This is a genomic window from Streptomyces sp. ISL-1, assembly GCF_018614585.1.
GTDB lineage: Bacteria > Actinomycetota > Actinomycetes > Streptomycetales > Streptomycetaceae > Streptomyces > Streptomyces maoxianensis.
This window is the reverse complement of the sequence record NZ_JAGGOI010000031.1, coordinates 233,266-258,402: the sequence shown is the minus strand read 5'-3', so window position 1 is coordinate 258,402 and position 25,137 is coordinate 233,266. Positions and strand designations below refer to the sequence as shown.

Annotated in this window: 23 protein-coding genes and 2 pseudogenes; 14 read left to right on the top strand and 11 right to left on the bottom strand. The window is 69.4% G+C overall.

Annotation, left to right across the window (positions count from 1 at the left end; translation table 11 throughout):
• The first annotated feature begins 81 nt into the window (after window positions 1-81).
• The 3 genes and pseudogenes from J7E87_RS22615 to J7E87_RS35275 form a co-directional block, all read left to right on the top strand.
• Window positions 82-516 carry an Hsp20/alpha crystallin family protein gene (locus tag J7E87_RS22615; RefSeq protein WP_215096313.1) on the top strand — a complete coding sequence of 145 codons (435 nt, stop codon included), beginning with the start codon at window positions 82-84 and terminating at the stop codon, window positions 514-516.
• An 87-nt stretch (window positions 517-603) separates the two neighbouring features.
• Window positions 604-999, top strand: a complete 396-nt coding sequence (locus J7E87_RS22610; RefSeq protein ID WP_215096312.1) for a DUF2267 domain-containing protein — start codon at window positions 604-606, stop codon at window positions 997-999.
• Window positions 1,000-1,074: 75 nt separating this feature from the next.
• Window positions 1,075-1,276, top strand: a pseudogene (locus tag J7E87_RS35275) (IS1380 family transposase); the annotation flags it as partial.
• 129 nt (window positions 1,277-1,405) lie between these two features.
• On the opposite strand, the gene J7E87_RS22605 reads toward J7E87_RS35275, so the two are convergent.
• A complete protein-coding gene (locus J7E87_RS22605; RefSeq protein ID WP_215096311.1) occupies window positions 1,406-2,116 on the bottom strand; it encodes a calcium-binding protein in 711 nt (236 codons plus the stop codon).
• A gap of 767 nt (window positions 2,117-2,883) precedes the next feature.
• Window positions 2,884-3,717, bottom strand: a complete 834-nt coding sequence (locus tag J7E87_RS22600) for an alpha/beta fold hydrolase (protein ID WP_215096310.1) — start codon at window positions 3,715-3,717, stop codon at window positions 2,884-2,886.
• A gap of 418 nt (window positions 3,718-4,135) precedes the next feature.
• Here J7E87_RS22600 and fabV point away from each other — a divergent pair, with 418 nt between their 5' ends.
• Window positions 4,136-5,344: an enoyl-[acyl-carrier-protein] reductase FabV gene (gene fabV / locus J7E87_RS22595; RefSeq protein ID WP_215096309.1), complete on the top strand. Its 1,209-nt coding sequence runs from the start codon at window positions 4,136-4,138 to the stop codon at window positions 5,342-5,344.
• 162 nt (window positions 5,345-5,506) lie between these two features.
• Here fabV and J7E87_RS22590 read toward each other — a convergent pair whose 3' ends face one another.
• Complete coding sequence (locus J7E87_RS22590; RefSeq protein WP_215096308.1) at window positions 5,507-6,067, bottom strand: TetR/AcrR family transcriptional regulator; 561 nt, start codon at window positions 6,065-6,067, stop codon at window positions 5,507-5,509.
• A 95-nt stretch (window positions 6,068-6,162) separates the two neighbouring features.
• Here J7E87_RS22590 and J7E87_RS22585 point away from each other — a divergent pair, with 95 nt between their 5' ends.
• Complete coding sequence (locus J7E87_RS22585) at window positions 6,163-6,765, top strand: DUF2867 domain-containing protein (RefSeq protein WP_215096307.1); 603 nt, start codon at window positions 6,163-6,165, stop codon at window positions 6,763-6,765.
• Between the two features lie 46 nt (window positions 6,766-6,811).
• Here the strand turns inward: J7E87_RS22585 and J7E87_RS22580 are convergent.
• A pseudogene (locus J7E87_RS22580) lies at window positions 6,812-7,135 on the bottom strand (IS5/IS1182 family transposase); the annotation flags it as partial.
• Here J7E87_RS22580 and J7E87_RS22575 point away from each other — a divergent pair.
• The 3 genes from J7E87_RS22575 to J7E87_RS22565 all read left to right on the top strand — a co-directional run bounded on the left by J7E87_RS22575 (window position 7,109) and on the right by J7E87_RS22565 (window position 9,751).
• A complete protein-coding gene (locus tag J7E87_RS22575; protein WP_215096306.1) occupies window positions 7,109-7,363 on the top strand; it encodes a hypothetical protein in 255 nt (84 codons plus the stop codon). The pseudogene J7E87_RS22580 and the gene J7E87_RS22575 sit on opposite strands and share 27 nt — an antisense overlap.
• A 189-nt stretch (window positions 7,364-7,552) precedes the next feature.
• The gene (locus tag J7E87_RS22570; protein WP_215096305.1) at window positions 7,553-8,512 is read left to right on the top strand and encodes a DUF6454 family protein; all 960 of its coding nucleotides are present in this window, start codon (window positions 7,553-7,555) and stop codon (window positions 8,510-8,512) included.
• A gap of 159 nt (window positions 8,513-8,671) precedes the next feature.
• Window positions 8,672-9,751, top strand: a complete 1,080-nt coding sequence (locus J7E87_RS22565) for a glycerophosphodiester phosphodiesterase family protein (RefSeq protein WP_215096304.1) — start codon at window positions 8,672-8,674, stop codon at window positions 9,749-9,751.
• Window positions 9,752-9,866: 115 nt separating this feature from the next.
• On the opposite strand, the gene J7E87_RS22560 is transcribed toward J7E87_RS22565, so the two are convergent.
• The 7 genes from J7E87_RS22560 to J7E87_RS22530 form a co-directional block, all read right to left on the bottom strand.
• On the bottom strand, window positions 9,867-11,264 hold the full coding sequence (locus J7E87_RS22560; RefSeq protein ID WP_215096383.1) for an aldehyde dehydrogenase family protein: 1,398 nt from the start codon (window positions 11,262-11,264) through the stop codon (window positions 9,867-9,869).
• 7 nt (window positions 11,265-11,271) lie between these two features.
• Entirely contained in the window at window positions 11,272-12,594 is a 1,323-nt protein-coding gene (locus J7E87_RS22555) for an NAD(P)/FAD-dependent oxidoreductase (protein ID WP_215096303.1), read from the bottom strand.
• Between the two features lie 37 nt (window positions 12,595-12,631).
• Window positions 12,632-13,738, bottom strand: coding sequence for an ABC transporter ATP-binding protein (locus J7E87_RS22550; RefSeq protein WP_215096302.1), 1,107 nt, complete (start codon window positions 13,736-13,738; stop codon window positions 12,632-12,634).
• A 4-nt stretch (window positions 13,739-13,742) separates the two neighbouring features.
• Entirely contained in the window at window positions 13,743-14,675 is a 933-nt protein-coding gene (locus J7E87_RS22545) for an ABC transporter permease (protein ID WP_215096301.1), read from the bottom strand.
• Window positions 14,672-15,574: an ABC transporter permease gene (locus J7E87_RS22540; RefSeq protein WP_215096300.1), complete on the bottom strand. Its 903-nt coding sequence runs from the start codon at window positions 15,572-15,574 to the stop codon at window positions 14,672-14,674. Before J7E87_RS22540 ends, J7E87_RS22545 begins: the two co-directional genes overlap by 4 nt.
• 4 nt (window positions 15,575-15,578) lie before the next feature.
• Window positions 15,579-16,715: a spermidine/putrescine ABC transporter substrate-binding protein gene (locus J7E87_RS22535; RefSeq protein WP_215096299.1), complete on the bottom strand. Its 1,137-nt coding sequence runs from the start codon at window positions 16,713-16,715 to the stop codon at window positions 15,579-15,581.
• A 216-nt stretch (window positions 16,716-16,931) separates the two neighbouring features.
• Entirely contained in the window at window positions 16,932-18,221 is a 1,290-nt protein-coding gene (locus J7E87_RS22530) for an aromatic ring-hydroxylating dioxygenase subunit alpha (protein ID WP_215096298.1), read from the bottom strand.
• A 385-nt stretch (window positions 18,222-18,606) separates the two neighbouring features.
• Here J7E87_RS22530 and J7E87_RS22525 point away from each other — a divergent pair, with 385 nt between their 5' ends.
• Genes J7E87_RS22525 through J7E87_RS22500 form a run of 6 tightly spaced genes read left to right on the top strand, consistent with a single transcriptional unit; the run spans window position 18,607 to window position 25,114 of the window.
• Window positions 18,607-19,047: a hypothetical protein gene (locus J7E87_RS22525; RefSeq protein WP_215096297.1), complete on the top strand. Its 441-nt coding sequence runs from the start codon at window positions 18,607-18,609 to the stop codon at window positions 19,045-19,047.
• A 38-nt stretch (window positions 19,048-19,085) separates the two neighbouring features.
• Window positions 19,086-20,423: an NADH-ubiquinone oxidoreductase-F iron-sulfur binding region domain-containing protein gene (locus J7E87_RS22520; RefSeq protein ID WP_215096296.1), complete on the top strand. Its 1,338-nt coding sequence runs from the start codon at window positions 19,086-19,088 to the stop codon at window positions 20,421-20,423.
• An 11-nt stretch (window positions 20,424-20,434) separates the two neighbouring features.
• Complete coding sequence (locus J7E87_RS22515; protein WP_215096295.1) at window positions 20,435-20,626, top strand: ferredoxin; 192 nt, start codon at window positions 20,435-20,437, stop codon at window positions 20,624-20,626.
• 1 nt (window position 20,627) lies between these two features.
• The gene (locus J7E87_RS22510; RefSeq protein ID WP_215096294.1) at window positions 20,628-22,685 is read left to right on the top strand and encodes an acetate--CoA ligase family protein; all 2,058 of its coding nucleotides are present in this window, start codon (window positions 20,628-20,630) and stop codon (window positions 22,683-22,685) included.
• Between the two features lie 48 nt (window positions 22,686-22,733).
• On the top strand, window positions 22,734-23,906 hold the full coding sequence (locus J7E87_RS22505; protein ID WP_215096293.1) for an acyl-CoA dehydrogenase family protein: 1,173 nt from the start codon (window positions 22,734-22,736) through the stop codon (window positions 23,904-23,906).
• Window positions 23,907-23,941: 35 nt separating this feature from the next.
• Entirely contained in the window at window positions 23,942-25,114 is a 1,173-nt protein-coding gene (locus J7E87_RS22500; RefSeq protein ID WP_215096292.1) for an acyl-CoA dehydrogenase family protein, read from the top strand.
• Window positions 25,115-25,137 lie beyond the last annotated feature (23 nt).

Genomic DNA, 25,137 nt, shown 5'->3' with positions numbered 1-25,137 from the left:
CCTTTGGATGACATGCTACAACCGGATGTAGGTGAAGCGCATTGGCTGTTACTGCCTTAAAGCCACTGGAGGTGTTTCGCGATGTTGATGCGCACCGACCCCTTCCGCGAGATCGACCGTCTCACCCAGCAGCTCCTGGGCACGTCCGGCACGTGGTCCAGGCCGTCCGCGATGCCGATGGACGCTTACCGCGAGGGTGACGAGTACGTGATCAACCTCGATCTGCCCGGCGTCACGACCGACGCGATCGACATCGACGTCGAACGGAACATGCTGACCGTCAAGGCCGAGCGCCGGCCGGCCACGAACGCCGACGACGTGCAGATGGAACTCTCCGAGCGCCCGCTGGGTGTGTTCTCCCGCCGGCTCATGCTGGCCGACACGCTCGACACCGAGCACATCAAGGCCGACTACGAAGCCGGTGTCCTGACCTTGCGCATCCCGATCGCCGAGCGGGCCAAGCCCCGCAAGATCGCCATCGGCGCAGAATCCGGACGCCGGCAGATCAGCGGCTGAGCCAGATTCTCACCCATCCATCGCGGAGGACGGGAACCGATCTCCCCCTCACCCCCGTCCTCCGCGCTCACCTTGAAGGGGGCAGCAATGACCATGCGATGGGAGGCGTTCCTCAACCAGGTCCAGGAACGCGGCGAGTACGGCACACCCCAGGAAGCCGAACGGGCAGCACGCACCGTTCTGGCACTCCTGGGTGCACACCTGGTAGGCGAGGTACGGGCCGAGCTGGCCGCCCGGCTCCCTGAAACCTTCGCCCTCATCCTGCTCAACCCCCTACAGACCGCCGAACCACTCTCCCCCGAGCGATTCGTGCGAGCCACCGCGGCATGGATCGAAGGAGCCACCGAACAGACCGCGACCTGGGACGTCGGAGCCGTCCTCAGCGTCACCGCCGACGCAGCGGGCGAAGACATCACCCGCCGCGTCCTGCTCCAACTCCCGCCCGGCTACGACCTCCTCTTCGGCCACCCCCAACGCACGTAGCCTCAGCGAGGCCAACACCCACCCCGCAACATCCGCGGGGCCGTCGGCCTGTGCCACCCTGCCGATCAGCCACCTGACTCCGGCGGCGGCACCCACGAGTTCCTCGACTGGCCCGCCGCGCGCGGCCGGTGGCTGTCGTATTCGGTGGGGATGACCATCACCCACCGACGCGATTCACCAGGCCGTGCTGGAGGTCCCGGCTTCGGCCTGGACCTCCAGCCGTCGAGCCGGACGGAGAGGGTCCGTGACGGTGCCTGGGTCGCCGAGCTTGCCGCGCACGTTCTGACCCGCCTGCGCAAGTGGGTGCGTGAGGCCCGGACCAACGCCGGCCCGCGCCCTGGGGTGACCACCGACATGACGGCAGAGAACCGCCGCCTGCGGACGGAGAACCGGGGCGCGGCCCGTTTCAGGCGTTGCAGCCGGGGCCGTGTCGTGGGTTGATGCAGCTGTTGGTTCCGGGGCCGCCATTGTTGGTATTCGTGCCGAGTCCGCCGTTCAGAGCGTCATCACCGGCTTCCCCGAAGAGCCGGTCGTTGTCCTCGTCACCGTCGAGCCGGTCGTTGCCGCTGCCACCGCGGAGATCGTCGTTGTCCCTGCCACCGGAGAGGGTGTCGTTGCCGGTGTCACCGTGGAGGGTGTCGTTGTCCTCGTCACCGTGGAGGGTGTCGTTGTCCTCGTCACCGTCGAGCCGGTCATTGCCCCTGCCACCGTGGAGATCGTCGTTGTCCGCGCCACCGGAGAGCAAGTCGTTGCCCAGGCCACCCCGGAGCAGGTCGTTGCCCGAGCCACCGGAAAGCTCGTCGTTGCCTGGTTCCCCGCGGAGGTCGTCATTGCCCGAGCGACCGCGGAGGTCGTCGTTGCCCAGGCCACCGTCGAGGGTGTCGTTGCCCGAGCCACCGGAGAGCTGATCGTTGTCCTCGTTACCGTGAAGGGTGTCGTTGCCCGAGTCACCGCAGATGAGGTCGTTCCCCCCGAGTCCGTAGACCATGTCGTTGCCTTCGAGTGCGAAGATCACGTCGTTGCCGGGGGTCCCGACGATGATGTCGTTCTTCTTGGTGCCCACGATGGTGGGGGTGGCGTCCTCGCAGAACGAGGTGGTCGAGTGCATGGCTGCCATCAGTGCTCCCGGTGTGGCGGCCGTGGTCGATTGCCTCAGTGCTACCGGTGTGGCCGCCGTCGTGGGGGTGGACCAGACGAACAGTCCTCCGATGACAAGGGCGATGATTGCGGGTAGGGACCGAGGACTGACACGGCGTCGGCCGGAGCACGCTCGAGCCGTCATCGGGCGGTCGTCGCCGGAGGAGCGAGGCTCGAACATGGCTCGACTGTCTCCCAGGTGAGGTGCACAGCTGTCTCGTACAGACAGTCACACTCTCGCCCGGCCCGCCTGCGCACTGTAGAGAGGACGGAATTCGTCCACGGGCATTCCTCGCAGGTCACGGCCGACACACCGGGCCACCATGACCACTCCTTCGGCCGCAACCCGCACGGACCCGTCGGGAGAGCAGTGGCCGGCCTGGGAAGGCCGACAGCCCTGCAGAGGCTATGCACGTCGGCAGGATGATCCCAGTGGCCGCTGCGGTCCGCGGCATGGTTGCGACGGCGGAGCAACGGCGCCGGCGAACGCACACCGTAGGCATTCCGGCGTGCGCAGCGAGCCTGCCGGCTCAGCCCATGCAGTTCCGGCACGGAGCGAGCCGGCCGGCTGCAGGCACTTCCGAACCCTGGCTGACCAGTGGCAACGACCTACCCCAACGAACCCGCACCACCCCGGAGCCGTGGAATCCGGCGCTCACCTGACGCGACGATCGGGCCCTCTGCCTGCCCATCCCCAGAACAAATCAAGACGCGGCTCGCAGAGGAACTTCACCGCGTTGTTGGCTGTCAGCGGGGGTGCTGCAGGAAGGCGATGAGCGCGGCCGTGAGTTCGGCGGGTGCGTCTTCCTGGACGAGGTGGCCCGCACCGGCAATCAGCTCAAGTTGCGCGCCCGGGATGCGGGCAGCGAGCTCCCGTCCTTTCGCCACCGGAATCCAGGCATCGTTCTCGCCCCAACACACCAGCGTCGGAATGCTGATCTCGCCGTACCGGCCTTGCACCTCATCGGTGTAGAGCTGGTCGGCCTGGGCGATCTGCCGGTAGAAGGCCGCCTGGCCGAGGTCCCCGAGCCAAGGCCGCACCAGCCGGTCAAGAACCGCCGGATGCAGTCCGGGACTGCTGGCCGAACTCATGTACTCACGCACCAGGGCATGGTGCAACGCGGGCGGCAGTTGTTCGAAGACCTCGGAGTTCCGGCCCACAAGCCGGAAGAACGGGGACCCCCACGGCGCCAGCGCGACCGGATCGACCAAAGCAAGCGCGCGGTAGCGGGCGCCATGCAGCAAATGCGCCCGCAAGGAGACAGCACCGCCGAAGTCGTGGGCGACCACCAGCGGTTCCTCCAGCCCCCAGTACGCCAGGAGCTCAGTGAAGACCCTGGCCTGCGCAGCAAGGGACACATCCTGGTCGGCGAACATCTGCGATGCCCCATAACCGGGCATGTCCCACACAAACACCTGGTGACGGCGAGCAAGGGAGCGGGCGACGGCGCGCCAGACATACGAGGAGAAAGGTGTGCCGTGCAGGAGAACAACCGGATCCTGGCCAGGTTGTCCGAGGGCATCCCAGCGGACATCGCCGGACGTGGTGCGGAACGTCTCGGTCAACTGCCATTCGCTCACAGGGCTGTTCCTCTCGGATGTGGCCTCCGGCCCGAAAGGGTGATCAAGCCGGGTTCAGTCTGGACGGCACCGTAAAAGGCCAACCGGCCACGAGACACTTGCGCCAGCAGCCACCTGAACCTACCCGGTCAGAGCGTCCGCACCGTCTGGCGTCCACCCCTTCGGTACGGAGTCAGTGGAGTCGTCAAAGCCGGCATCTCGCATCATCAGAATCCACATCCGGTGCTACCCCGCGGGATGGGACTTGGGTGCCGCCAGCTGCCCCCGCCAGAGCTAGTGGGAACCCTCCAAGCCCGGCTGGACATCGTTGTGCCGGTCAAGATCACCGTGTTCATCCGCATGGCCGCAGACTTGCAGGACGGGGTGGCCGAGGCGGCCGCCGCGTCCTTGTCCGTGACGACACCTGGGACACCACACCGTGAGCGAACGCATCATTGCGCCCAAGAGCCGGGGCTTCCTGTTCCTCGACTCCCATCCTGGCGGCTGCCGACAGCTGGTGGACGAGATGTGGCAGGCCGTCCCCGCCCCGGTCACCGCCGGGGGCGAAGGGCCAGTGGCTCTGGTCATCGGCTCGTCCGCCGGGTATGGCCTGGCCGCTACGATCGCGGGCCTGGCCCGTGTCGGTATCCGTGGCATCGGCGTGTGCTTCGAGAAGGCGCCGGCGCGGCGCACCGGCACGGCCGGCTGGTACCGCACCGCCGCCACCGCCCGGTTCGCCCAACAGCACGGGCGGGACATGGTCTTCCTCAATGGCGATGCGTTCAGCGACACGGTGAAGGAGCAGGTTGCCGACCTCCTCTCCGAGCGGTTTGGGGGACGACTCGACTTCCTGATCTACTCGGTGGCCGCGCCTCGCCGCACCGACCCGGACACCGGCAACGTGTATGCCTCGGCCCTCAAGCCGATCGGCTCGCCGTACACCACCAAGACCCTCGTCTTCGACGAGTACGGCGCCCCGGAGGTGAAGGAGGTCACCACCGCGCCGGCCGAGGGCGACGACATCGAGCAGACCGTGGCGGTGATGGGCGGCACCGACTGGGAACGGTGGATCACGTTCCTGGCCGACCGGTCCCTGCTCGCCGACGGCTTCGCCACCGCCGCCCTGTCCTACATCGGCTCGCCGCTCACCGCGGCGATCTACCGGCAGGGCACCATCGGCGCCGCAAAGTCCCATCTGGAAGCCACCGCACGCACGTTGGACGAGCGCCTCGGCAAGACCCTGGGCGGCCGGGCCGTGACCTCGGTCAACGCCGCTGCCGTCACCCAGTCCTCCACCGCCATCCCCGGCATCGCCCTGTACGTCGGGCTGCTGCGCGGCGTCCTCGGCGACGCCATGGTGGCGCCGATCGGCCAACTGGTGGAGCTGTGGGACCAGCTGACCGGCGCCCGCCCCCTCGACCTCGACGACGAGGGCCGGGTCCGCCTCGACACCTGGGAACTCGACCCCGCCGTGCAGAACGCCGTCGCCGAATGCTGGAGCACCGCCACCAGCGACACCATCACCGAACTCGCCGACCTCGACTGGTTCAGCGCCGAAGTCCGCCGCCTCTACGGCTTCTCTGTCCCCGGCGTCGACTACACCGCCGCTGTCGAAACCGACGTCCCCTGGCCCACTCTCACCATCTGACCCGCGCCACGAACGCCCCCTATCCCGTCGTAAAACGAGGTCGCAGGCCAACCCTGGTGACCTGGGCCGTTGATTCCGCCGGACAAACCCTGGCCGTGACCGGGGCCGCACGTTGAGCCACGTGAGAGTGACGCCACGCGCGGGTGGCGATGGCGGGGGCGGCTATTCCAGCAGCCGTTGCCTGATTAGCTCCATCACTTCCGCGCGGCTGCGCTTGCCGTTGTCGGCGGCGTTGAAGTGGTTGCCGATGCGCACCGAGACGGCGAGCAGGCAGCGGACCTCGACCTCGTCCTCGTCGGGGCAGAAGGAGGAGAACAGGGAACGCAGGTAGTCCATACGGCGGTTGTCGACGCGGCGCAGGCGCTCGGCGACGGCCGCGTCGCGGCGGGCCCAGTCGCGGATCGCTATATCGGCGGTGGTGCCCCGCACCGGCCCGTCGGTGGCGGCGGCGACGACGGCGAACAGCCGCTCCAGTCTGGCCCTGGCGTCTCCCCCGCCGCTCTCAACCTGCTCGATCACGCTCTCGGCGACCTCGTACTCCCAGGTGTCGAGCATTTCGGTGAGCAGCGCGTTCCGGTTGCGGAAGTACCCGTAGAAGCCACCCTTGCTGACGCCGAGCGCCTGCGCCAGTGCCTCGATCCGGACGGCTTCGGGGCCGCCTGCGACCAGTGCCCGCAAGCCTTCCTCGATCCACTTGCCGCGTGGCGTGCGGGTCGCGCCCATGGTGTGTGCCTCCTCACGTCCCTGCCGAGTATACGGGTGCGTATAGATGGGTCTACGCTCGACATATACGCAACCGTATAGACAGGGGCCTGCTCATGCGACTTCCCCGAACCGCTCACACCGACCGCCCCTGGCGGATCCACGAGATCGCCGACGACTTCACGGTCGAGGACGTGTGGGCACTGCCCACCCCCGGCGGACCCGACGACCTTGTGTGGCTGGTGCGCCAGACCGCCGAAGGAATCAGGAGCGGGGTGAACGGAGAAGGTCCTGTCTCCCGCGTGCTCTTCGCCGTCCGCTGGAAGCTCGGAGCACTGCTCGGCTGGGACAAGTCCGGTACCGCCATCAGCACCTCGCGGCCTTCCCTGCGCGACCGGTTGCCGGCGGACCTTCGCGAGGGCCCCCAGGGTCCCGACCTCGGCTCGTCCCCGTTCACCTCCATCTATCAGAGGGACGACGAGTGGGCCGCCGAGATGGGCAACAAGACCGTGCACGCGGTGATGCACATCGGCTGGGTCCCGGACGGGTCCGGCGGCTACCGCGGCCAGATGGCCGTCCTGGTGAAGCCGAACGGGCTGCTCGGCACCCTCTACATGGCCGCCATCAAGCCCTTCCGGTACATCGGGGTGTACCCGGCGCTGATGCGCTCCATCGGCCGCGAGTGGCAGGCGAACGCCGCCGGGCGGAGCGTGCGCTGACCGCCTCCGTCCTCAGCCAACGCGCGCCGCATCTCCGGCAGATGGGTCACGAACGCAGCCAGAGCCGAATTGCTGCGACGGTGACGGTGCCGTCGAAGATGTAGGCCCGCTTGCCGTATCTCGTCGCGACAGCCCGTGAGTTCTTGAGCGCGTTGATCGTCCGCTCGACTTCGTTCCTGCGCTTGTAGGTCGTCTTGTCGAATCCGGTGGGCCGGCCGCCTGTACTGCCTCGTCGTTGGCGGTTGGCCCGCTGGTGCTTCGTCTCAGGAATGGTGTGCCTCATCTGGCGTCTGCACAGACAGCGGCGGTTTCGACGGGACGAGTACGCCTTGCCGCCACCGAGGTGACCGGGTCGAGTACGGGGGGCGCGCAAGCCGGGGAACGGCTGTCGGCCGAACAGGAGGCACAGCTCACCGTCTCCACCGCGCACAAGGCCACGGGCCGCGAATGGGTCCGTATTCGTATCGGCAAGAGCTTCACCGCTCCGCTGTTCGACGAGGACGGCATCCAGCGCCTTCTGCGCGCGGACGAGGCCCGCCTCGTGTACGTGGCCGTCACCCGCGCCCGCCGACTGCTCGACCCGGCGGCCCCGGCCTGAAGGCCGGGGCATCCTCGGAGGCATCCGGTGGGTGACCAGCCCATTCCCGGCTCCGACGCCCGCGGCGCAGGAACCGGCCGTGTTCGGCTTCAAGCCACGGGGTCGCCGCGCCTCTGTCACAGCCCCGACACCGGCGGCCCGTAGACATCCCGGGTACGCCCTTCCACCCGGACTCGAGGAGAGGCCCCGATGAGATCGACCCGCGTATTTCGCGTCGCCGCCCTGGTCACGACCGTACTGGCGACGGCTGCGGCAACCGTGGTCACCACCCAGGCCGTCGGCGCCGACAGGTCTGCGCACGCACCACTTGCCGAGGCGGTCTCGCACGTGAACCGGTCCACACAGTGGACCCTCGCGCGGCGGATCAAGCTGGACTTCCCGACGTACCACCCCCAGGGCTTCGCCCGCGTCGGTAACCGCCTCTTCCTCTCCAGCGTGGAGATCATCGAGGCTCCGGTGAAGTATCCGGCCCCGGTCGACGGCTACGACCGGACACCGGGCAAGGGGCGGGGGCACGTCTTCGTGCTCGACTTGCAGGGCAACCTCATCAAGGACATCGTTCTGGGCGAGGGACACATGTACCACCCCGGCGGCATCGACGCCGACGCGACATCGCTGTGGGTTCCCGTGGCGGAATACCGGCCCCGCAGTCACGCGATCGTCTACCGCATCGACCTGCGCACCCTCACGGTCCACGAGGCGTTCCGCGCCGCCGACCACGTCGGCGGTGTCGTGCCGGACCCCACGACCGGGCGCGTGCACGGAGTCACCTGGGGTTCCCGGGAGTTCTACGTCTGGAACGGCACGGGCAAGGAACTCTCCCACGCGGTCAACACCAGTCACTTCCTCGACTATCAGGACTGCGCGAACGCCGACCGCCGCACGATGCTGTGCACCGGTATCACCGCTTACAAGACCGCGACCGGTGCGGACTTCGAGCTGGGCGGAGTCGCCGTGCTCGACCTCGACTCGCATGCCGCCAGGCACGAGGCACCGATCCAGCAGTGGTCGGCCGCCGGCCACGTCGCCACCCGCAATCCGGTCCATCTGGAGACCGACCACGGCACGCTGCGCATGTGGGCGGCCCCGGACGACGGCGAGGAGCGCGCGGGCACCGAGATCCTCGTCTACGAAACGACGGTCGGCTGACCTGACGACGGCCGACGATACGCACGGAGAGCGTCTGGGCCGGTGAGCCGGAAGTCGTTCCCCCAGCATTCACGACACCATCACGTCCAGGCCGTTGAGCCCGCCCGAGGCCGAACTAGCGTCTCCTGGTCGCTCAAACCAACACGAGTAGGGTTTTTGATGTCCTCAAGCCACTTCCTCAGACACTGCCTCGCGGGCCTGACGCTGGTGCCGGTGTTCGCCTTCCCGGTGGCCTCTCATGCGACGCCGTCCGACGGCTCCGGCGCGCCGCCTCAGAAAACCCACTTCGACCTGCAGGCCCACCGCGGTGGCATCGGCATGACGACCGAAGAGTCCCTCGAGGGATTCGGCAAGGCGATGCGCCTCGGGGTGTCCACCTTGGAGCTGGACACTCAGATCACCAAGGACGAGCAGGTCGTCGTCACCCACGACCGGCAGGTCAGCGCCGTGAAGTGCCGTGACACGGCACCGGTCACGCCGGGCGACCCGATATTCCCGTACGTCGGGAAGTACATCAAGGACCTGACGCTGGCTCAGATCAAGACCATGGACTGCGGTTACCAGCAGCTGCCCGGCTACCCCGAGCAGGAAGTGATCAAGGGTTTCCGGATGGTGGAGCTCAAGGACGTCCTGAACCTGGTCAAGAGCTACCGCGCCGAGCAGGTCACCCTCAACGTCGAGACGAAGGTCGAGGCGGGGGCGCCCGAACAGACCGCACCACGTGAGCTGTTCGTGCGCCGGGTCTACGAGGAGATCCACTCCTCGGGCATCGAACGCCAGGTCACCGTCCAGTCCTTCGACTGGGGCGCGCTGAAGGCGATGCACAAGCTGGCGCCGCGATGGCCGCTGGTCGCGCTCACGAACTACGACTTCCTCCAGGTCGGCAAACCCGGCGCTTCCCCATGGCTCGGCGGGATCGACGCCGACGACTACGACGGCGACTTCGTGAAGGCCGCCGCCACCATCCCCGGCGTCAAGGCCCTCTCCCCCAACTACGGCTTCCCGCAGAGCGGCAAGGTCGGCGACCCGGGCTTCCGCTTCTACCCCGACCGGACAATGATCTCCCAGGCACACGCCCGCGGCCTGAAAGTCATCCCTTGGACCTGCGACGATCCGGCCACCGTCGAGGCACTCATGGACATGGGCACAGACGGCATCATCACCAACTACCCCGACCGGGTGCGGCAGATCATGGCCGACCGCGGCATGCGCCTCCCCAAGGCCTACCAACTCCACTGACCTGACCCAGAGGTCACCGCCGGCTTTTCCGAGGATGCCGGACCGGCCCGGGCCGCACATGCGGCTACGGGCCGGCTCTGCACGGGCTCAGCGCGGCAGGAAATCCTGAACCGGTCTACAGCATCACGTGCTTGACCTGCGTGTAATCCAGCAGGCCCGCCATCGACAGATCGCTGCCGTAGCCCGAATGCCTGACACCGCCGTGGGGCATCTCGGACACGGTGGTCCCGTGCGTGTTGACCCAGACAATGCCCGTGTGCAGAGCCCGGGTCGCCCGCATCGCCCGCTCGTGGTTCGTGGTCCAGACGCCGGCCGCCAAGCCGTACCGCACATCGTTGGCGAGCCGGAGAGCTTCGGACTCGTCCGCGAAGGGCTGGACGGTGACGACCGGGCCGAAGATCTCCTCCTGGACGATCTCGTCGCTCTGGCGGACGCCGGTGACGACGGTGGCCTCATGGAAGAAGCCGGGACCCGGCACCGCGGAGCCGCCCGTCGCGATCTTCGTGTGGCCGGGCAGGCGGTCCAGCAGACCCTGGACGGCCCCGCGTTGGGAGGCATTGTTGAGGGGGCCGAAGTCGACTCCCGGGGTCAAGGCTGCCGCGCAGGCCGCGAAGGCGTCCACGAAGCGGTCGTGGATGCGGACGTCAACGAGCAGGCGGGTGGGAGCGGTGCAGTCCTGGCCCGCGTTGTAGTACGCAACGGCGGCCAGCTGCACGGCGGTTGTCTCGATGTCGATGTCGTCGTGGACGATGACCGGGGCGTTGCCCCCGAGTTCCAGATGGACCCTTTTTAGGTCCGCGGCTGCCATGGCGGCGATCTCCCGGCCCGCCCGGACGCTTCCGGTGACAGCGATCAGCCGGGTTGCCGGGTGGGTGACGAGGGCCCGGCCGGTGTCACGGTCGCCGCACACCACGTTCAGAACGCCAGGAGGCAGATGGCCGGCGGCGATCCGGGCGAGCAGGGCGGCCGAGGACGGGGTGGTGTCGGCGGGTTTGAGTACGGTCGTGTTGCCTGCCGCGATCGCCGGTGCGATCTTCCACGCGGCCATCATCAGGGGGTAGTTCCACGGCGTGATCTGGGCACAGACACCAACCGGTTCGCGCCTCAGCAGCGAGGTGCGTCCTTCGGTGTACTCGCCCGCGGCGGCGCCGGGCAGATTCCGTGCCGCTCCCGCGAAATAGCGCAAGGTGTCGGTGATCGCCGGTAGTTCGTCGAACCGGAACAGATCGGCGGGCTTGCCCGTGTCCGCGGTCTCCGCCGCGACCAGATCGTCCGCGTGCCTCTCCACGGCGTCGGCGATGCGCAGCAGTGCCAGCCCGCGTTCGGCCGGTGTGGTCGTGGACCACATCTCGTACGCGGCTGCCGCGGCGGCGCAGGCCGCGTCGGTGTCCTCAGGTCCGGAGAGCGGGGCGGTGCCGTGTGTGCTGCCGGTCGCCGGGTCGACGAGCTCCGTTGTCGCGCCCGAGACTGCGGGCAGGTCCGCTCCCCCGATGTGGTTGAGGACGCAATGCATGGGGGTGTCAGCCACGGGTGAGTGCCTCTTTCGCCGCGGCGCGGCCGGTACGTACCGCGCCTTCCATGTAGCCCGCCACCCACTGGTCGGATCCGCAGACGTAGAAGGGCGGTTCGTGGGTTGCGTGCAGGGGGCCGACGGCCATGACATCGCCGGGGGTCCACTGGGTCACGTACCCCTGGGTCCAGGGATCGGTGCCCCACATCCGTGTGTACGTGCTCAGGGGGCTGTGCGCCTCCTCTCCGTAGAGGCGGGCGATGTCGCCGAGCAGTTCGTGCTCCCGCAGTGCCTCGGGCATGCCGAGGAGCACGCCGTACCGTTCCGGTGGGACGAGGGCGGAGAGGATCCCTTCGTTCTGCGGCCAGGTGCTACCGAGGACGCCTTCGCACTCGGACAAGCCGCTGAGTTCCGACGCCCTCCAGAACGGCTTGTCGTAGGCGGCGACGAACTTGGCTGCGACGGCCTGTCGTTGCCGGTGCAGGGAGGCGAGTCGCGCGTCCGAGACGCCGGTGAGGGTGAGGCGGCGCAGCGGGCCGACGGGCAGGGCGCTGACCACTGCGCCGGCGGTGAGGGTCTCCCCTCCGGCGAGGTGCACGGTGCACCCGCCACGTCGTACGGCGACTTCGTCGACGGGTGCGCCGAGCCGGATCCGTTGCGCCAGCGCGTCGGCCATCCGCAGAGCCACCGTCGCCGATCCTTCGGCCACCCGCAGCCCCTCCCAGTCCTCGTAGTCGTAGTGGTCCGTCTCGTCGCCGCCGGGGACGGCGGCGTGCTTGCGCAGGGCGGACAGGAGCGAGGTCCGTTCGTACGAGCCGCTCGCCAGGGCGAGTTGGCCGATCTCCCACAGGCGTACGACGGCGTGGCTCGCGCCCTCGGAGCGCAGCCATTCGGCGACGGAGAGGGCATCGAGGGCGGCGGCCTCGGGGTGTGACCATGGGTCGTCGGGGTCGACGCTGTGGGCCAGGGCCGTGAACGCGGCGGTGAGCCGTCGGTGGCAGGCGTCGTCTGCGGCACCGAACCAGTGGGGCGGGTCCCCGGCGGAAATCCCCTCGGGTGTGGCACGGGCCATGAAGCCGGGTTCGGCGACATAGCTGGGGACGAGGCTGAGTCCGAGTTCTTCGACGAGGGTGAGGTAGGCGGTGTGAGCCCGGCCGGCGACCTCGCCGCCGAGCTGGACGAGCCGGCCGTCGGGGAGTTCAGTCTGTTCGACGCGTCCGCCGACCCGGTCGCGGGCCTCGAGGACGAGGACGTCGGCTCCGCCCGCGGCGAGGTCGCGTGCGGCGGCGAGACCTGCGAGCCCTGCGCCGAGCACGATGACATCGTGGTTCATGGTGAGTTCCTTCGTGGGTCGACGGACGGCGCAGGGGTCAGTCGAGTACCAGGCAGTGCTCGGGCCTCCAGCCGATCTCGACGCTCTCGCCACCGCTCCAGCGGTCTTCCATGCGGGATCGGTCGGTGTTCTGCTCCAGTACGGACAGGGTGATGCCGGGGGCGAGCTCGATGAGGTAGGTGGTGGTCGGCCCGGAGTAGACGGTTTCCCGGACGACGCCGTTCACGCGGGTCATGCCGGGTTCGAGGTCGGAGAGCCAGATCTTCTCCGGCCGGACGGACAGGCTGACCCGGCTGCCGTCGCTGACGCCGGCGCGGGGACCGACAGGGAGCGCGGGGCCGCCCTCGACCACGACCTCACCGGCGCGGTAGGTGCCGGGCACGAGGTTGGAGGTGCCCATGAACGAGGCGACGAACCGGCTCGCCGGGCGTTCGTACACGTCCTCGGGGGTGCCGCACTGCTCGACGCGGCCCTCGTTCATCACCGCGACCCGGTCCGACATGGTGAGGGCCTCGTCCTGGTCGTGCGTGACGAACACGAAGGTGATGCCGATCTCCCGCTGGATCTGCTTCAGTTCGACCTGCATCTGGCGCCGGAGTTTGAGGTCGAGTGCGGCCAGCGGCTCGTCGAGGAGCAGGACTTGGGGGCGGTTGACCAGGGCGCGCGCCAGGGCGACGCGTTGGCGCTGCCCGCCGGAGAGGGTGTGGGGCTTGCGGTCGGCCAGGCTGCCGAGCTGTACCCGCTCGAGCATGCCGGCAACGCGTTCGCGTATCTCGGTGCGGCCGACGCCTGCGCGCTTGAGGCCGAAGGCGACGTTGTCGGCGACCGAAAGGTGGTCGAAGAGGGCGTAGCTCTGGAAGACGGTGTTGACGTTGCGCTTGTTGGGAGGCAGGGCCGTGACGTCTTCGCCGCCGAGCAGGATGGTGCCGTCGGTGGGGTCGGTGAATCCGCCGATCATCCGCAGCGAGGTGGTCTTTCCGCATCCGGAGGGGCCGAGAAGGGAGAAGAACTCGCCCGGCGCGATGTCCAGGGTGAGGTCGCGGACGGCGAAGGAGTCGCCGTAGCTCTTGCTGATCGACTCGAGCCGGACCGCGGATGCGGTGTCTGTCGCCGCCAGGGCGGCCGTGGTGGTCGTCGTGGTCACGGTGTCACTTCCCGGAGAGGAGGTCGAGGCCGCCGCGACGGCCGAACAGGCGCGGGATGAACAGGGCGAGGGCGATGAGACCGATGGACCCGGCGAGCATCAGGGTGCCGACGGCGTTGATCGTGGGCTGTACGCCGAAACGGATCGCCGAGTAGATGCGGACGGACAGCGGCTGGGGGTCGACGCCGGTGGTGAAGTAGGCGAGGACGAAGTCGTCGAAGACGAGGGCGAAGACGAGTACGGCGCAGGCGAGAATGCTGGGGAGCAGCGCGGGCAGGGTGACCAGGCGCAGCGCCTGCCAGCGGCTGGCTCCGAGGTCCATCGCGGCTTCTTCGACTTCGGGGTTGAGGGCGGCGATCCGGGACCGGAGGATGACCGTCACGTAGGAGATGGAGAAGGTGATCTCCGCGAGCATGACGGTGCCGGTGGACAGCGTGATGCCCAGGCCCTTGAAGAGCATCATGGCCGCGACCCCTGTGACGATCTCGGGGGTGATCAGGGGAACGAGCATGATCAGGCCGGCGAACGAGCCGAGGCGGCTGCGGCAGCGGACCAGGCCGAGTGCCAGTGCCACGCCGAGGATCAGCGAACCGGCCATGGCGACCAGGGACACCCGCAGGCTCATCCCGAGCGAGTCGAGCAGGACCTCGTCGCGGAGGAAGGCCGAGTACCAGCGGAGGCTGAAGTCCTTGAAGACGGTGAGGGACTTCTGGGAGTTGAAGGAGAAGAGGACGACGACGCCGATGGGCAGGTAGAGGAGCGCGAAGAACGCGGCCGTGACGGCGAGGGCGAAGCGAGGCTTGCGGTCGGTGCCGCGGCGGCGCCTGCGGACACGGGAGGCTCGGGTGGCCGGGCTGCTTCCCGTGCGCGTGGCGACGGCGCGGAGCGGGCGGGGGGCGGGGCGGCGCTGAGGTTTGAGGGCCGGGCGCAGAGTCATCGCGTCGCCTCCGCTTCGTCCTTGCGGGCCCGGCGGAGGTAGCCGACCATCCCGAGGAACAGGACCGCCATCATGAGCATGGTGAGTGCCGAGCCGAGCGGCCAGTTCTGGCCCTGGAAGAACTTGTCCTGGATCAGGTTGCCGATCATGATCTGGTCGGGGCCTCCCATCAGCTGGGCACTGACGAAGTCGCCCATGGCGGGCAGGAAGACGAGGACGCAGCCGGCTGCGGCGCCCTGCCGGGTGGCGGGCAGGGTGACGAAGAAGAAGGTCCGCAGGGGGCCTCCGTAGAGGTCGCGGCCTGCCTCGATCAGTGACACGTCCATGCGCTCCAGCGCCGCGTACAGCGGGATGATCATGAACACGATGAAGCCGTAGACGAGTCCGGCGATGACGCCCACGCCGGACTGCAGAATCTTCGTGTCGCTGTCGGCGATCCCGACGGCGCGCAGTGCCTTCAGCAGGGGGCCGTCGTCGGACAGGACGACGGACCAGCCGTACATCCGGACCAGGTAGTTCGCGAAGAAAGGGACGACGATGGCGGCGATCAGGAGGTTCTTGAAGCGTCCGCCGTGCAGGGCGATGGCGTAGGCGACCGGGTAGGCCACGGCCAGGCAGATGACGCAGGTGAGCAGTGCGTAGCCGAGGGAGCGCAGCAGCACGGCCCGGTAGGCGGGTTCGGCCAGTGCCGTGATGTTCTCGAAGTTGAGTCCGAATTGCGGATTGCCGAGCGGGTCGGTGGTGCCGAGCGCCAGTGCGGCCACCAGGACGAGGGAGGCGACGAGGAAGGCGGACATCCACAGGGTGCCCGGGACCATGAGCCAGACCCACAGCCGGTTGCCGCCCGCGGACGGTCCTCTGCGGGGCCGGGTCAGGACGTGATCTGTGCGTCGTTTCATGTCGTCAGCCGGCCTTCACACGGGTCCAGGCGGTGTCGCGGGCCTGTTCGCCCTTCGAAGTGGCATTGCGGAAGTAGAGCTCGTCCTTGAGGTCGTCGCTGGAGACCTGGCACTCGGGGAACGGCTCCACGAGCGCGGCGTAGGTGTTCTCGGTGCCGGCGACAGGCATCGGATAGCCGATGTACTCGATGTTCTTCTTCACGTTCTCCGGGCGGAGCATGTAGTCGATGAAGAGCATCGCCGTGCCCGGATGGCGGGCGTCGGAGGGGATGGCGTAGCAGTCCGAGTTGACCGGAGCTCCCTCCTTCGCGACTTCGAAGCCGAAGATCGAGGGGTCCTTCGCCTGGTTGAGCATGGCGGCCATGTCGCCGCTCCAGGCCTGGGTCATGGCCGCGTTGCCGGTGAGCAAGTTGTTGTAGCTGTCGCTGGAGAAGCCGCGCAGATGGGGCCGCAGGGAACGCAGGGAGTCGGTGACGCGGCCCAGCTCACCCTCGACGCTCGTGGAAATGTCGAGACCGAGCTTGAGCGCTCCCATGCCCAGGACTTCGTCCCGGTCGTCGAGCAGGAACACCTTGCTCTTGGCGCGGGCGTTCCACAGATCGCCCCAGGAGCCGGCCAGGTCGCTGCCGATCTTGTCCTTCCGCCAGCCGATCCCGGTCTTGTACATCGTGAAGGGGACGGTGTGCCGGGCTCCGGGGTCGTACCAAGGGTCGGCGAAGTAGTCGTAGTGGCTGAACACGGCATCGGCGTTCTTCAGCCGGGTGTGGTCGATGGGACGCAGCCGGTCTCCTTGCGCCAGCCGCTGGGCCCATTTCGCCGTGGGGAAGATGATGTCGTAGCGGTTGCCTGCGTTGAGCTTGGCGGCCATGCCTTCCATCGAGTCGAAGTTCGACTGGATGACCTTGACTCCGTACTCCTTCTCGAAGCCCTCGAAGACGGCCGGGTCGACGAAGTCCGCCCAGTTGAAGTAGACGAGGTCACCGTCGACCTTGACGTCGATGGGTTTGTCCTCGGCCTTCTTCGCGGCAGGGTCGGAGGAGGAGAATCCGCAGCCGGCCGCGGTCAGGCCGAGACCGACGGCCGTGGCGGAGCCGGTGCGCAGGAAGGAGCGGCGGGAGCGGGGAAATGCTTCGGGGGACATACGAGGTCCTCTCCGTGGGGTCCGCGGGGCAACGGACACCTGGTGCGGGCGGTGTGGTCCCTGGCACGCGTGCACGTGCGGGACCGGGAGCGGCGGGTCGGTTCGGGGGGACCGCCTGTGTGCTCGACAGGGGGGTGGCCTTGGCGGTTCATGCTTCACACCGGCCGCGAGGCGGTACTGCTCAGTGCTGCCCGGCGGCCGTGGGGGTGGTTCGGCTCAGGGCTCCACGCCGTCCAGATCGGCGCGGACGCGGCCGGCGAACCAGCCGACCGCCGACTCGCGCCGGGACAGAGGGCCCGGTTCGAAGCCCGGGGTGGAGAGTCCTTTCTGCGCACGGGCCACCAGTTCGGCGTCCTCGTCGTTGGTGATCCAGCCGATGTGGATGTTCAGCCGCCGGGCGAGCCTGGTGCGCAGTCCGGTGCCACGCCGGGTGTAGAAGGCTCCGGGTACGGCCACGCGGTCCACCGCCGTCGGGATCGCGGTCCAGGCAAGCACATGGTCGGGGTAGAAGTCGATAAGGGTGTTGGGGTAGATCACGGCGTACCGCCAGACGCGGCGGTCGGCCTCGGTCAGACCGGGCATGGGGGCGGCGATGCGCTGGTAGAGGCGCTCCGCCCAGTTCGAGGACGGCTTGTCGCGCAGCGGTGAGGCGAACAGCGTGTACGCCTCGCTGATCTCGCTGGTGTAGCTCTGGTAGTCGAGCAGCCGCATCAGCCCGGGGTGGGCGACCGGTACGTGGTAGCCCTCGAGATAGTTGTCGACGGCGACCTTCCAGTTGGCGTGCTGGACCTCGGCGCCTTCCAGGTCGTGGATTCGGCTGCGTCCGACGGGCACCAGATCGGTTCCGGCGTAGTGGCCGACGGCTTCCGCCAGTCCCGCGCACTGCTCGGCCAGGGGTACGGCGTCCTGGTCGAGGTTGACGAAGACGAAGCCGAGGAACGACTCCACGCGGACGGAGAACAGACCGAGCTTCGGCTTGTCGAGGCACGGGATCTGCCGCGCCTCGGGCGCGCCGACCAGACGGCCGTCGAGTTTGTACGTCCAGCCGTGGTACGGGCAGCGGATGGCCTTGCCGAACGGTTCGGGCCTGGTGACCAGCCGGGTGCCGCGGTGGCGGCAGACGTTGAGATGGGCGGCAAGACTGCCGTCCTCGATCCGTACGACGAGTACCTCGCGGTTTGCGACGGTGGCGGCCAGCCTGGCGCCCGGCCCGGGGAGGTCGGATTCATGGCACACGATCTGCCAGGACCTGGCGAAGATGTGACGGGTTTCCGCGGACGCCAGATCCGGGTCGGTGTAGTAGCGGGCGGCCAGGGCAGGGCCGGGGTCGTCCTGCCGCGGGCTGTCCCGGTCCGCAGTGGTGCCTGTGTGGCCTGTGTGGCCTGTCCAGCCGGGGCTTTCCTCAGGGCCGGGGTTTTCCTCGTGGCGGGGGTTTTCCTCGGGACGGGGAGGCTCGTGCTGAGGCGGTGCTGCGGGAGCTGCTGGGGCTTCGGCTTCGGGCTGCATCGGCTGACTCCTCAATGCCGCACAGGCGGCGATCGGTGTTGAGGCGGCCCAAGAGCGGTACGGGGACCTGGTGCACCGGTGCCGCGTATCGCACTGACTAATTGGTCAGTCAGATTGCTGGCGGGTTGCCGCAGTGTCAAGTCTTGTGGACTGACTAATTGATTAGTTAGCGTAGTAGCCATCGCTGCTCCCGGCGATCCGAGGCTTTCCGCCCCGGACCCGACGTCTGCAGCTCCCGGGCGGCCCCGCCCGGTCCCGTACCGCCGAATCCCCGTCGCACGGCGCCCCCGTCCCCGTCAGCAGGCCGGACACGCCCTCACCGCACCTCGGCCCCCGCCGGCCCGGTTGCGCCGTGACGACTCCCACCCCTCTCCCGGAGGCACGCATGAGCGGTCGTCGGAGTTTCGTCTGGCTCGGGCTCACCCCCGAACCGGAACGGGAACTGCCCTCTGCAGTCGCTGCCCTGCGCACCCGTGCCCCGGACACGGACACGGTCGCGTCCGGACCTGCCACCGCCGAGCGACTCCGTGTCAAGGGCCTGATCCTGCACGGCAACCGGCGCAGCTGGCTGCGCTACCTCTCCGAGGTCACCTCGCTGGTGACCTCCGTCGCCGACGGTTCCCTGCCGGGCGACCGGGGGGCCGCGCTCCTCGCGGGAGAAGTCGTACTCGACCACCACCGGATGCTCATCGGCCTGCCGGGCTCCGGCTACGACCGGACAGCGGCCGACCGCAGAGCCCTGGAGCAAGCGGTACGGGCGCTACGCACCGACACGAATGCGCATGCGAGCGGACGAGAGCCGCGTACGGATGGAGGCCGGGGATGACGGCGAGCGCACGGCCGGGAACCGGGACGGCAACGAGCATGATCGAAGACACGGCCACGACCGCCACCCGAATCCGGTCTCTGATACCCGGCGGGCCCGGCACCCTGCTCGGCCCGGCCCCCGACGTCACCGAAAGCGCAGAGGCGTACGCAGACGTCGGCGGATACCGGTACACCGGCGCTCCGGCAGACCTGCTGGAGCGGATCGCCGACGCCGGGCTGCTCGGCCGCGGCGGGGCAGGATTCCCCGCCGCCGTGAAGCTGGCAGCCGTGCGGGACGGCGACGGCGTGCCTGTCGTCGTGGCCAACGGTGAGGAAGGCGAGCCGGGGTCCGTCAAGGACCGCTGGCTGCTCAGGGCCCGGCCCCATCTCGTCCTGGACGGGCTCGCCCACGCCGCCGCGATCACCGGGGCCGCACACGGCTATGTCTACCTGTCCGACCCCTACGCGGCCGGACATGTCCGGCGCGCCCTGGCCGAGCGCCCGACGCCGCTGCCCATCGAGGTGATCGAGACCGGTCACACCTATGTGGCGGGCGAGGAGACCGCGGTCGTCCGGCGGATCAACGGCGGGCCCGCCCTGCCGACCGCCAAGCCGCCCCGCCCGTTCGAGCGCGGAGTCGCCGACCGGCCGACCCTGGTCTCCAACGTCGAGACACTCGCCCGGATCGCGCTCATCGCCGCACGCCCCGACCTGCGTCACGACATCGCCCGCACCACCCTGCTCACCCTGTCCCGCGACAGCGGCACCGACCTCCCCGGCGATGACTCCGCGCTCCTCACCGAGGTCCCCTACGGCACGACTCTGGGCACTCTCGCCGCCGAACTCGGCGCTGCCGATTCGTCCGGAGCACTCATGGGCGGACTCTTCGGCGGGCTCGTCGGACCCGGCTGGCCGTCCCTGGCGCTCGACCACGCCGCGCTCGCCGACGCGGGCACGGCACTGGGCTGCGGCGCGATCCGGTTCCTCGCCCCGGCCGCGTGCCCGGTAGCCGCCGCCGACGACGCGGTCGACCACCTGACGGCGGAGAGCGCCCGGCAGTGCGGTGTCTGCGTCTCGGGCACCGCCGCGATCCGCGACACGCTCCGGGCCCTGGCCGCCGGCACGGCGGGCATCGACGCCCCCGAACGGCTGGAGCACTGGTCGAAAACCCTGCCGAGACGCGGCGCATGCGGCCTGCTCGACGCCGCCGCCGCCGGTACGGCCGGCAGCCTCCTGCGTGCCTTCCCCTCCCTCGTCCGCAGCCATCTCGGCGCGCCGTGCCCGGTCTGCGCCTCGCGTCCGCCCAGTGGCGGCCACCGGCTCGTGGTCCCCGTACCGCATGTCGCGGACGCCGTCCCGGGCACCGAGCCCTTCCCCCACCTGTGCCCCCGCTGAAAGGAAACGCCGTGAAACTCTTCCTGGACTCCACCCGCTGCCAGGGCTATGGCCTCTGCCAGGAGCACGCCCCGGATCTGCTCGAACTCGACGAATGGGGCTACGCGTCGGTGGTCGCCGTCGACGTGCCACCCGAGGAGGAGGACGCGGCCCGCGCCTGCGTCGAGAGCTGCCCCAACTCCGCCCTCCGGCTGGAGAATTGACATGGAACGTGACCTGACGCCGCTCTTCGATCCCAAGTCCGTCGCCGTCGTCGGAGCCAGCGACGACCCGGCGAAGTACGGTCACGCGGTGGCCGCCCAGGCGCTGCGCGCCCCCGGCCGCCGGCCCGTGCACCTGGTGAACCGTCGCGGCGGGACCGTCCTCGGCCGCCGGGCCGCAACCAGCCTCACCGAGATCGGCGAGCCGGTCGAGCTCGTGGTGGTCTCCGTACCCGGCGCCGGCTTCGAGGCCGCCGTCGAGGAAGCCCTGGCCTGCGGCGCACGCGCGATCGTCGGCATCACCGCCGGCTTCGCCGAGACCGGTACGGCCGGGCTGGCCCGGCAACAGGCCCTCGCCGCACGGGTGCGGGAGGCGGGCGCGGTGCTGGTCGGCCCCAACTGCCTCGGTATCGCCGACAACACGACCGAGCTGTATCTCGCCTCGGACACATTCACGCCCGGTGGTGTCGCTCTGCTGAGCCAGAGCGGCAATCTGGCCCTCGAACTTCAGCTCCGCATGCAGCGCCACGGCCTCGGCTTCTCCCGGTTCGTCTCGCTCGGCAACCAGGCCGATGTCACGCTCGTGGACCTGGTGCAGGACTGCGCCCGGCACGAGGGCACCGCGGCCATCGCCGTATACGCCGAGGACTTCGGCGACGGCCGTGCCTTCGCACAGGCGGCCGCCGTCGCGGGCAAACCGGTGGTCCTGCTCACCGCGGGCCGCGGCACCGCCTCCGCCCGCAGCGCCCAGTCCCACACCGGGGCACTCACCACATCCTCCGATGTCGTGGCCGCCGCATGCCGGGACGCAGGCGTGGAACTGGTCGCCACACCACGCGAGATGACCGTCGTCCTGGCGGCACGCAGCTCGGGATCGCGCGCCTGCGGTCGGCGCACCGCGGTCTTCACGGACGGCGGCGGGCACGGTGTGATCGCCGCCGACGCGGCGGAAGCCGCGGGCCTCGACGTCCCCGAGCTCGGTGCCACGACCCAGGGTCGGCTACGGGCCCAGCTGTGGGAGCAGTCCGCGGTCGGCAATCCGGTCGACCTGGCCGGAATGGGCGAGCAGAACCCCCGCTCGTACGCCGAGACCATGGGCGGACTACTCGCCGCCGACGAGGTCGACGCCGTCCTGATGACGGGCTACTTCGGGGGCTACGCGGCCGCCGGCGGCGGTCTCGGCGGAGGTGGGGCCACGCTCGCCGAGGGCGAGGAGCAGGCGGCGCATGAAGTCGTCGCGCACTGGCGGGCCACACCGAAGCCGCTGGTCGTGCAGTCGATGTATCCGCAGTCGCCGAGCTGCCGGGCGCTGGCCGCGGCAGGGATACCGGTGTTCTCGGCGACCGAGGACGCCGCCCGTGCTCTGGCCGCGACGGTGACAGGCGCGTCCGGGCCGCCCGGGGTCGCCCCGCTGCCGCCGGCCGCCGCGCCGCTGGGCGACGCCGGGTACCACGGAGTCCGGGGGCTGCTGACCGCGGCGGGCGTGCCGTTCCCGCAGGCGCGCGAAGTCAGCAGTGAGGCCGAACTGCTCGCCGCGGCCGACGAGTTCCCCGGACCGTACGTCCTCAAGGCGCTGCATCTCCTGCACAAGTCCGACGCGGGCGGAGTCGCCCTTCGGCTCGCCGACCGGCAGGCGCTCCTGGCGGCGTACCGGCAGATGCACGCCAGGCTCGGCGCGCCCGCCTACTCGGTCGAGGCCATGGCGGATCTCGACGACGGGATCGAGCTGATCGTGGGGGTCAACCGGGACCCGAGGTTCGGTCCGGTCGCCATGGTCGGTCTGGGCGGCGTCCTCACCGAGGCCCTGCACGATGTCGCGTTCGCGCTGGCACCCCTGCCCGCCGGCCGTGCCGCCGCGCTGCTGCGCGGCCTTCGGTCCGCAGCTCTGTTCGCGGGTGTGCGCGGGAAGCCGGCCGTCGACGTGGCGGCCGCCGCAGACGTCATCGAGCGCATCACCACCGTCGCCGCGGCCCATCCGGAGATCGCCGAACTGGAGGTCAACCCGCTGCTGGTCCGTCCGGACGGCGTCCTGGCCCTGGACTCCCGCGCCGTACTCGCCTGATCACGCCACCACTCCCCCGTCACCGACCCGAAAGGCCCGGAGAACACGATGGACTTCCGCTACACACCCGAGCAGGCCGCCCTCAAGAACCGGGCCGCCGCATACACCCGGCTCCTCATGCAGTACGAGAACCAGTCCGAGGAAGCGGGCGGCCCGCTTCCCGCCGACACCGTCCACGAGCTGACCCGCGCCGCGATCGACGCCGGCGTGTACGCCATCAACATGCCGGCCGAGTGGGGCGGCGCAGGACTGTCCCTGCTGGACCAGGTCATCGTCGAGGAGGAGTTCGGAAAGGTCACCAACTGCCTCTGGGACATCCCGTGGCGGCCCGCCAACGTGCTGGCATACGGCACCGAGGCGCAGCGCGAGAAGTATCTGCTGCCCGTCATCCGCGGTGAGCGCTTCGACGCGTTCGCGGTGACCGAACCGGGCGCGGGCTCCGACCCCTCCTCGGGCACCAGCACCGCGACCCGTACGGACGGCGGCTGGCTGCTGAACGGCGAGAAGTGGTTCGTGACCTGTGGTGACATCGCCGACTTCCTGCTGGTACAGGCGGATGCGGGCCCTGAGCGGGCGGCCACCCTCTTCTTCGTGGACAAGCAGGCGCCGGGTGTGGAGATGACGCGCGTGCCCCGATTCATGCACTCCGCGGTCAACGGACATCCCGAATTCACGTTCACCGATGTGTTCGTTCCCGACGAGGACGTGCTCGGCGGTGTCGGCAACGGCTACGAGCTGACAAAGGAATGGTTCACCGACGAGCGGCTGATGATCGCGGCACGCACCACCGGAGCCGCCGAACGGGCCCTGGAACTGGCCCGCGACTGGGCCGTGGAGCGCCGCCAGTTCGGCTCCCCCATCGCCGACTTCCAGCTCATCCAGGGCATGCTCGCCGACTGCGCCGTCGACATCGCCGTCAACCGCGCGTACACCCACCAAGTCGCCTGGGAAGCCGATCAGCCGCACACCGACCGCAAGGCGCTGCACGCCAAGGCGTCTACGGCGAAGCTCGCGGCCAGCGAGGCGGCCGGCCGGGTCATCGACCGCTGCGTCCAGATCTTCGGCGGCCGCGGCTACGACCGCTCCTACCCGGTCGAACGCCTCTACCGCGAAGTGCGCGTCGACCGCATCTGGGAAGGCACCTCCGAAATCCAGCGCCTGATCATCGCCAACGAGCTGATCAAGCGCGGCACCCGGGCACTGGCACTGCCCACCTCCTGACACCACGCCCAGCCGCCCCGACCCCGAGGAATGACATGGACTTCCGTCTCACCGCCCGTCAGGAGGAGCTCAGGAGCTCCGCGCGCGGGCTCACCGAGTTCATCATGAAGTACGAGCTCGACTGCGAGGAGAACAACGGCCTGCCGCCCGAGGCCCACGCCGAGATCCGCGACGCCGTACTGGACAGCGGGCTGCAGGCCGTCAACATGCCGGAGGAATGGGGCGGCGCCGGACTGACGATCCTGGAGCAGGCCGTCGTCCAGGAAGAACTCGGCCGGCTGACAGGTGCCCTGTGGGACATGGTGTGGCGCCCGGCGAACGCGCTGCGCTTCTGCACGCCCGAGCAGCGCGAGCGCTACCTCGTCCCGGTCGTCCGGGGACAGCGCCGCGACTGTTACGCGGTGACCGAGCCCGAGGCCGGGTCCGACCCGCAGAACATCAGGACGACAGCGACGCGGACCACGAACGGCTGGGTGCTGAACGGCGAGAAGTGGTTCGTCACCGTCGGCGACCACGCCGACTTCATGATCGTGCTGGCAGCCGCCGGTGAGGAGCATGCCCCCACCCTCTTCCTCGTCGACAAGGACACGCCGGGCATCGAGATGACGCGGGTGCCGCGCTTCATGCACACCTTCGTCTACGAGCACCCCGAGTTCACGTTCACCGACGTCCATGTCGGCGACGACGCGGTGCTCGGCGGCATCGGGAACGGGTACGACATCACCCGGTCCTGGTTCACCGAGGAGCGGCTGATGATCGCGGCGCGGACGACCGGAGCGGCCGAACGGGCCCTGGAACTGGCCCGCGACTGGGCCGTCGAACGCCGCCAGTTCGGCTCCCCCATCGCCGACTTCCAGCTCATCCAGGGCATGCTCGCCGACAGCGCCGTCGACATCGCCGTCAACCGCGCCTACACCCACCAGGTCGCCTGGGAGGTGACCGAGGGCGCCTGCGACCGCAAGACGCTCCACGCGAAGGCGGCCATCGCCAAACTCTCCGCGAGCGAGGCGGCCGGCCGGGTCATCGACCGCTGCGTCCAGATCTTCGGCGGCCGCGGCTACGACCGCTCCTACCCGGTCGAACGCCTCTACCGCGAACTGCGCGTCGACCGCATCTGGGAAGGCACCTCCGAAATCCAGCGCCTGATCATCGCGGGTGAACTGGTCAAGCGGGGCACGGGTGTTCTGCAGATGCCGTCCGCCGCCTGAGTCCGCCGGGCCCCGCCGCAGCC

Coding starts and splice junctions, on each gene's coding strand:
- J7E87_RS22615 (WP_215096313.1), top strand. CDS start 82: ATGTTGATGCGCACCGACCCCTTCCGCGAGATCGACCGTCTCACCCAG.
- J7E87_RS22610 (WP_215096312.1), top strand. CDS start 604: ATGACCATGCGATGGGAGGCGTTCCTCAACCAGGTCCAGGAACGCGGC.
- J7E87_RS22605 (WP_215096311.1), bottom strand. CDS start 2,116: ATGGCAGCCATGCACTCGACCACCTCGTTCTGCGAGGACGCCACCCCC.
- J7E87_RS22590 (WP_215096308.1), bottom strand. CDS start 6,067: ATGGGCGCGACCCGCACGCCACGCGGCAAGTGGATCGAGGAAGGCTTG.
- J7E87_RS22585 (WP_215096307.1), top strand. CDS start 6,163: ATGCGACTTCCCCGAACCGCTCACACCGACCGCCCCTGGCGGATCCAC.
- J7E87_RS22570 (WP_215096305.1), top strand. CDS start 7,553: ATGAGATCGACCCGCGTATTTCGCGTCGCCGCCCTGGTCACGACCGTA.
- J7E87_RS22565 (WP_215096304.1), top strand. CDS start 8,672: ATGTCCTCAAGCCACTTCCTCAGACACTGCCTCGCGGGCCTGACGCTG.
- J7E87_RS22560 (WP_215096383.1), bottom strand. CDS start 11,264: ATGCATTGCGTCCTCAACCACATCGGGGGAGCGGACCTGCCCGCAGTC.
- J7E87_RS22555 (WP_215096303.1), bottom strand. CDS start 12,594: ATGAACCACGATGTCATCGTGCTCGGCGCAGGGCTCGCAGGTCTCGCC.
- J7E87_RS22545 (WP_215096301.1), bottom strand. CDS start 14,675: ATGACTCTGCGCCCGGCCCTCAAACCTCAGCGCCGCCCCGCCCCCCGC.
- J7E87_RS22540 (WP_215096300.1), bottom strand. CDS start 15,574: ATGAAACGACGCACAGATCACGTCCTGACCCGGCCCCGCAGAGGACCG.
- J7E87_RS22535 (WP_215096299.1), bottom strand. CDS start 16,715: ATGTCCCCCGAAGCATTTCCCCGCTCCCGCCGCTCCTTCCTGCGCACC.
- J7E87_RS22530 (WP_215096298.1), bottom strand. CDS start 18,221: ATGCAGCCCGAAGCCGAAGCCCCAGCAGCTCCCGCAGCACCGCCTCAG.
- J7E87_RS22525 (WP_215096297.1), top strand. CDS start 18,607: ATGAGCGGTCGTCGGAGTTTCGTCTGGCTCGGGCTCACCCCCGAACCG.
- J7E87_RS22520 (WP_215096296.1), top strand. CDS start 19,086: ATGATCGAAGACACGGCCACGACCGCCACCCGAATCCGGTCTCTGATA.
- J7E87_RS22510 (WP_215096294.1), top strand. CDS start 20,628: ATGGAACGTGACCTGACGCCGCTCTTCGATCCCAAGTCCGTCGCCGTC.
- J7E87_RS22505 (WP_215096293.1), top strand. CDS start 22,734: ATGGACTTCCGCTACACACCCGAGCAGGCCGCCCTCAAGAACCGGGCC.
- J7E87_RS22500 (WP_215096292.1), top strand. CDS start 23,942: ATGGACTTCCGTCTCACCGCCCGTCAGGAGGAGCTCAGGAGCTCCGCG.